This window comes from Pseudoroseomonas ludipueritiae (assembly GCF_014490445.1).
GTDB lineage: Bacteria > Pseudomonadota > Alphaproteobacteria > Acetobacterales > Acetobacteraceae > Pseudoroseomonas > Pseudoroseomonas ludipueritiae.
Genome location: NZ_JACTUZ010000204.1, coordinates 1 through 6453, shown reverse-complemented (window position 1 = coordinate 6453; position 6453 = coordinate 1). Strand labels below are relative to the sequence as shown.

The 6453-nt window shown below is 71.4% G+C and carries 6 protein-coding genes and 1 pseudogene; all 7 read left to right on the top strand.

From position 1 onward, the window contains the following. Nucleotides 1-713 (top strand): LPS-assembly protein LptD (locus tag IBL25_RS23670; protein WP_187780933.1); only part of this gene is annotated, 713 nt, incomplete at its 5' end. A 95-nt stretch (nucleotides 714-808) separates the two neighbouring features. After that, entirely contained in the window at nucleotides 809-2137 is a 1329-nt protein-coding gene (locus IBL25_RS23665) for a peptidylprolyl isomerase (protein WP_187780932.1), read from the top strand. A gap of 11 nt (nucleotides 2138-2148) precedes the next feature. Then, the gene (rsmA, locus tag IBL25_RS23660) at nucleotides 2149-2979 is read left to right on the top strand and encodes a 16S rRNA (adenine(1518)-N(6)/adenine(1519)-N(6))-dimethyltransferase RsmA (RefSeq protein WP_187780931.1); all 831 of its coding nucleotides are present in this window, start codon (nucleotides 2149-2151) and stop codon (nucleotides 2977-2979) included. Nucleotides 2980-3084: 105 nt separating this feature from the next. Beyond that, nucleotides 3085-3699 carry an N-carbamoylsarcosine amidohydrolase gene (locus IBL25_RS23655; protein ID WP_120640601.1) on the top strand — a complete coding sequence of 205 codons (615 nt, stop codon included), beginning with the start codon at nucleotides 3085-3087 and terminating at the stop codon, nucleotides 3697-3699. 175 nt (nucleotides 3700-3874) lie between these two features. Beyond that, entirely contained in the window at nucleotides 3875-5119 is a 1245-nt protein-coding gene (locus IBL25_RS23650) for a class I SAM-dependent methyltransferase (RefSeq protein WP_187780930.1), read from the top strand. 11 nt (nucleotides 5120-5130) lie between these two features. Beyond that, the gene (locus IBL25_RS23645) at nucleotides 5131-5625 is read left to right on the top strand and encodes a YdcF family protein (RefSeq protein ID WP_187780929.1); all 495 of its coding nucleotides are present in this window, start codon (nucleotides 5131-5133) and stop codon (nucleotides 5623-5625) included. Between the two features lie 318 nt (nucleotides 5626-5943). Continuing rightward, nucleotides 5944-6453 (top strand): annotated as a pseudogene (locus IBL25_RS23640) (helicase-related protein); the annotation flags it as partial.

The window sequence follows — 6453 nt, the reverse complement described above, 5'->3', positions numbered from 1 at the left end:
GTACCGGCCGCCAGACCGATATCCCGAACGAAGACAGCATCGCCTTCGAGTTCACCGACGCCAATCTCTTCGCGCTCAACCGCTTCACCGGGCGGGACCGGCAGGAAGGCGGCAGCCGCGTGGATGCGGCCATGCGCGGCGCCTGGCTCTTCCCCAATGGCGGGCAGGCCGAGGCGCTGGTTGGCCGCTCCTTCCGCGCCAGCGAAGAGGATGTCTTCTACGAGGGCTCCGGCGTCGAGGACCGTGCCTCCGACTGGGTCGGGCGGGTGCGGCTTTCCCCGGTGCCCTGGCTCGACGTGCTGGCCCGCGCCCGCCTGGACAAGAAGACCCTGAGCAACCGCCTGACCGAGACGGGCGCGCGGGTCGGCCTCGGCCCGGTCAGCGTCTCCGCCAGCTATCTCTTCACCGACCCCAACCCGGCGCTGACCCTGACGCCGCGGGAGGACCGGCACGAGATCGGCGGTGGCGTCACCGCCCGCCTCAGCACCTATTGGCGGGCCGGTGCCTATGGCCGCTACGACATCGAGCGGGAAAGGCCGGTCTCGGCCGGCGTCAACCTGACCTACGAGGATGAGTGCCTGATCTTCAACGCCAGCTACCAGCGTGACTGGGCGGAACAGAGCAAGGTCAACAACTATTACCCCTCGGGCGAGACGCTGCTCTTCCGCATCGGCTTCAAGACCATCGGCGATTTCGGCTTCCGGGCCATCTGACCGCCCGGGCGGGAAGGCCGGCCTTCCCGCCCCGGGACACCTCCCGAAATGCCATGTGATTTCGCCGCCGCGCGATCTGCGCTAGGAAACCACCCATGCGTGCCACCACCTCCCCCCGCCCCTCCATGCGGCGCCTCCTCCGCGGCGCCGGCCAGGCCCTGCCGCTGGCTCTCCTGCTGGCCGGCCCGGCGGTGCTGGCGCCAATGGCCTGGCCAGGCGCAGGACAGGCGGTGGCGCAGACCAACCGCATCGTCGCGGTGGTCAATGGCGACATCGTCACCGCCAACGAGATCACCAACCGCGCCCGCCTCTTCGCGCTCAACAGCGGCATGGGGCCGAACAGCGATGTGCTGGCCCGCCTGACGCCGCAGGTCACGCGCCTGCTGGTGGACGAGCGGCTGCGGATGCAGGAAGTGCAGCGCCGCCGCATCCTGGTCGCCGATGACGAGGTGGGCGAGGCGGTGCGCGACATCGAGAGCCGCAACGGCCTGCCACAGGGCGGGCTGGCGGCGCAGCTCCGCGCCTCCGGCGTCGAGCCCCGCGCGCTTTACGACCAGATCCGCGTCCAGATCGGCTGGTCCCGCCTGCTGCGTGCCATGCTGGGCGCCCAGGGCGAGATCACGCAGCGCGAGGTGGATGACTTCATCGCCGCCCACAAGGCGCGCACCGGCGAGCCAGAATTCCTGGTCTCCGAGATCTTCATCCCGGTGGACGAGCCGGGCTCGGAGCCCGAGGTGCGGCGCTTCGTGGATGACGTGGTGGGCCAGCTGCGGCGCGGCGTGCCCTTCCCGGCGGCCGCCACCCAGTTCAGCCAGAGCCAGACGGCGCTGCAGGGCGGCGACATGGGCTGGGTGCGGCCGGATGAATTCGACCCCGCCGTGGCCGACGTGCTGGCGCGCATGCCGCAGGGCGCCATCGCCAATCCCATCCGCGTGCCGGGTGGCTTCCAGATCGTGGCGCTGCGCCAGAAGCGCGAGACGGGGCGGGAGCTGGCCACCCTGGTGACGCTGCGCCAGGCCTTCTACCCCTTCACCAGCGCCCTGGACCCGCAGAACCCGACGCAGCAGCAGCGTGACGCGGTGGAGCGGGCCCGCACCCTGCAGGACAAGAGCTGCGCCACCGTCGAGGCCGCCGGCCGCAGCGGCAACCGCCCTTCCGACCCTGGTGCCGTGCGGCTGGACACCATGCAGCCGCCGCAGTTGCGCAGCCTGATCGCCGCCCTGCCGCTGGGCCGCGCCAGCCAGCCCATCATCACCCCGGAAGGCGTGATGGTGATCGCGGTCTGCACCAAGGAGACCCGCAACCTGGCCGAGCTGACGCCGGACCAGGCGCGTGGCCAGATCCTGCGGGACCGGGTGGAGCTGATCTCGCGCCAGATGCAGCGCGACCTGCGCCGCCGCGCCACGATCGAGCAGCGGAGCTGACGGCCCCCGCCATGCCGGTGCTGCCGGATCTGCGGGAAACCGTCGCCAAGCACGGGCTGGCGGCGCGCAAGTCGCTGGGCCAGCACTTCCTGCTGGACCCGCATGTCTGCGCCCGCATCGCCGCCATCGCCGCGCCGCTGGAAGGGCGCGTGGTGCTGGAGGTCGGGCCCGGCCCCGGCGGCCTGACCCGCGCGCTGCTGGAAAGCCCCGCCGCCCGTGTGGTGGCGGTGGAGCTGGATCGCCGCGCCATCGCGGCGCAGGAGGAACTGGCCCAGGCCTATCCCGGCCGCCTGACGGTGGTGGAGGGCGACGCCATGAAGGCCGATACCCTGGCGCTGCTGCCCGAGTCGCCGCGCCGCGTGGTGGCCAACCTTCCTTATAATGTCGGCACGCCGCTGCTGATCGGCTGGCTGAAGCAGGCCGCGCTCTTCGAGAGCCTGACCCTGATGTTCCAGCAGGAGGTGGCCGAGCGGATCTGCGCCGCGCCGGACACCGAGGCCTATGGGCGGCTGTCCGTGCTTTCCCAATGGCGCTGTTCCTGCCGCATGGCGATGCGCCTGCCGCCCGGCGCCTTCAGTCCGCCGCCCAAGGTATGGTCCGCCGTGGTGCATCTGGTGCCGCATGCGGAGGACCCGGGGCCGGAGCTGCTGGCGGCCATGGAGCGCCTGACCGCCGCCGCCTTCGGCCAGCGCCGCAAGATGCTGCGCTCCTCCCTGAAGTCGCTGGGCGAGTCGGATGCGCTGCTCGCCGCCGGCGGCATCGAGCCCACGCGGCGGGCCGAGACGCTGAGCGTTGCCGAATTCGACCGGCTGGCGCGGCTGCTGGTGGCGCGCGCGGCCTAAGGCCCACGCCGGAATCCGCAAAGAATCCGGCGCCATGCTCTTGGTGCGGCTGGCGGAGCCCGGCATCGTGTTGCGGTGTGACGAGGCCGGAACAGGGACCGCAGCATGAGTGACGATCTGGACATCTATCAGCGCCAGGGCTTCGGCAAGAAGCTCGGGCTGGGCGTGGCGCCCGCCGTGGTGGTGGTGGATTTCGTGAAGGGCTTCACCGATCCGGCGCATTTCGGCGGCGGCAATATCGATGCCGCCATCGAGAAGACCGTGGAGCTTCTGGCCCTGGCCCGCGCGCGCGGCTGGCCCGTGGCGCATACCCGCGTGGTTTATGCCGATGACGGTTCCGATGCCGGTGCCTTCGCCACCAAGATGCCGCCGCTGCTGAACCTGACCGAGACCAGCCCGCTCTCCCAGATCGTGCCCGAGCTGACGCCGGAGAAGGGCGAGCTGGTGGTCCGCAAGCGCAATGCCAGCGCCTTCTTCGGCACCGACCTGGCGGGCTGGTTGGCCTTCCGCCGGGTGGATACGGTGCTGGTGGCGGGCTGCACCACCTCGGGCTGCGTGCGCGCCACGGTGGTGGATTCCTGCAGCCACAGCTTCCGCACCGTGGTGATGACGGATTGCGTCGGCGACCGCGCCCTGGGCCCGCATGAGGCGAACCTCTTCGACATGGGCCAGAAATACGCGGACCTGATGACGCTGGAGGAGCTGCGCGGCCTCAACTGAGGCTGGCTCAACCCGCCGCGAAGCGCAGGATCTGCACCAGGGCGCTGATCACCAGCAGCACCAGCACGATTCGGGACAAGGTGGACATGGACGGCATCCCTGGCAGATGGGGGTGCCGGTGCGGCGGGAAAAGCCTCGCTGGCGCGGCGGGCGGGCTTCGCTTATCCCTGCCGCCATGCAGGACGCCACCGATTCCCGCCTCGCCGCGCAATACGAGGCTTATCCCTACCCGGCCCGCAGCCCGCGGGACGAGGCGAAGCGGCTGATCGTCGGCAGCCCCAGCCACCTGCTGGAAATCGACCACTGGGTCTTCGGCGCCCGCCGCCCAGCCAGCCAGCCACTGCGGGCGCTCATGGCGGGTGGCGGCAGTGGCGACGGCACCATGATGCTGGCGCAGCAACTGGCCAGCGCCGGCCGGCCGGGGGAGGTGACCTGGCTCGACCGCTCCGCCGCCGCCCGCAAGGTGGCGGAGGAGCGCGCCGCGGTGCGGGGCCTGTCCAATATCCGCTTCGTGTCCGGCTCGCTGCTGGACCTGCCGACGGCGGGGCTGGGCCAGTTCGATTACATCGACTGTTGCGGCGTGCTGCACCACCTGCCGGACCCGGCGGCGGGGCTCAGGGCGCTCGCCGGGGCGCTGGCGCCAGGGGGCGGCATCGGGCTGATGGTCTATGCCCCGCATGGCCGCACCGGCGTCTATATGCTGCAGGACGCGCTGCGCCTGCTGGCCCCGGATACAGAGGCGCCGCCGGAGCGGGTGGAGGTTGCCAAGCGTCTCTGGAAGCACCTGCCCGAGACCGCCTGGCTGCGCCGCAACCCCTGGATCGACGACCATATCAAGGGTGGCGATGCCGGGCTCTACGACCTGCTGCTGAACCCACGCGACGTGGCCTTCACGGTGCCGCAACTGGCGGCGCTGATCGAGGGTGCCGGGCTGCAACTGCGCTGCTTCCTGGAGCCCGGCCGCTACGACCCCGACCGCTACCTGCCGGACCCGCGCCTGCGCGCCCGCACGGCAGGCATGACCCCGGTGCAGCGGGCGGCGCTGGCGGAATCCATCACCGGCAACATGGGCATCCACATCGCCTACTGCACCCCTGCGGGCGAGGCGCCGCCGCAGCCGGCCTGGGAGGACCTCGCCTCCGTGCCCGTGCTGCGGGAGATCGACGGCGCCGTGCTGGCCAAGGGTATCCCGGCGGATGGCATGCTGCGCATCGCCTTCGACGATATCCGCCTGGGCGTGCCCATGCCCCGGCTGGCCTCGGCCATCCTCTCCCGCATCGACGGCCACCGCAGCATCGGCGCGATCGGGGAGGCGCTGGCGGCCAATGGCATCACGCAGGAGGCTTTCCTGCGTGATTTCGCGGCGCTGCGGGCGGCGCTGGAGTCCTTCAACCGCCTGCTGCTGGCCGCGCCAACTTGAGCGGCGACGGGTTGGAACAGCGGCCCGTCATCATCATCTTCGGGGCCGCCGTGCGCCCCGATGGCGGCCCCAGCCTGACGCTGCGCCGCCGGGTACAGGCAGCGGTGCGCTTCGGCGAGACGCTGGAAAACCCGCTCTACATGCCCACGGGCGGCCAGGGCCGGCACGGCCCGCCCGAATCGGTGGTCATGGCGCGGCTGTTGCAGGACCTGGGCGTACCGGCGGATTCCATCCGGCAGGAAACCACGGCGGTGGATACGCTCTCCTCCGCCCGCGCCTGCGCCGCCTTGCTGCGGGGGCACCGGGGGCCGGTCTGGGCCGCCAGCAGCGGCTATCACCTGCCGCGCTGCGTGATGCTGCTGCGGCTGATGGGCCTGCCCGCCCGCGCCGCCCCGCCGCCCGAGGCCGCGATGGAATGGCGGGACCGCTGGTGGTGGCGGGCGCGGGAAGGCGCGGCCCTGCCGGTGGACCTGGCGCTGGGCCTCTGGGCCCGCTTCCGCCGCTAGAGCGATTTCCGTTCGCCTTGGCTCACTTAAACCGCTCTAGCTTTTTGTTTTTTTTCGAGCATCTTCACCCGATCAGATGATCCCATCTGATCGGGATCTGCTCTAGCCCCGGCGCAGGCGCAACCCGGGTATTCGCCCTGGTGAATTTCTGGACCGCGGGCCTATTTGTTGTAAAAGCGGTGCGATAGCGCGGTGGCCAGACCATGGCCGCCCCTCGTGGTGGCGCGATGCAGCCACCCGCCCCGTTTCCCGTTTACGGCAAACGTACTGACAGACGCACGGCGCGCCGCCTTCGGCCCGCGCCCGGAGGATGAGAGTTTGGACGATTACACGACCGAATCCCTGGCCAACCCGGCCGAGGCCGCCATCGAGGCGGCGGGGCTTCGGGTCGAGCAGCGGGAGATGCCGCAACTGGTTCGGCTCGTTTCCCGCCGCATGCCCGCCGACCGTGAGTCGGTGGCCGAGGCGCTGTGCCAGGTCCGCCGCAAGCCCTGGACCGGCCGGCTGCTGGACCTGGCGAACCGCTTTGGTGAAAGCTGGGTGCGCCGCGCCGATGCCGAGGCCGCCGCTGGCCGCGTGACCGATCCCGAGATCGGTGACGAGGGCCTGCGCGAGGAGCTGCGCGAAGTGGTCGCCGCCCGGCTGCGCGCCGCCGGTGCCACGCCCGAGGCGGCGCTGGAGGCCATTGCCTCCGAGCTGCTGGAAGCCACCGGCCATCTGCTGCCGGCCGACCGCCACGCCACGCTGGCGCAGCAGGTGGCCCATGCGCATGGCATGGACCGCGCGGCCACCGCCGGCTTCGTGGCCGCCGCCATCCGCGCCGAGGAC

Bases quoted from the DNA above. Each gene is read 5' to 3' on its own strand.
- IBL25_RS23655 (WP_120640601.1), top strand. From the start codon at position 3,085: ATGAGTGACGATCTGGACATCTATCAGCGCCAGGGCTTCGGCAAGAAG.
- IBL25_RS23650 (WP_187780930.1), top strand. From the start codon at position 3,875: ATGCAGGACGCCACCGATTCCCGCCTCGCCGCGCAATACGAGGCTTAT.
- IBL25_RS23665 (WP_187780932.1), top strand. From the start codon at position 809: ATGCGTGCCACCACCTCCCCCCGCCCCTCCATGCGGCGCCTCCTCCGC.
- rsmA (WP_187780931.1), top strand. From the start codon at position 2,149: ATGCCGGTGCTGCCGGATCTGCGGGAAACCGTCGCCAAGCACGGGCTG.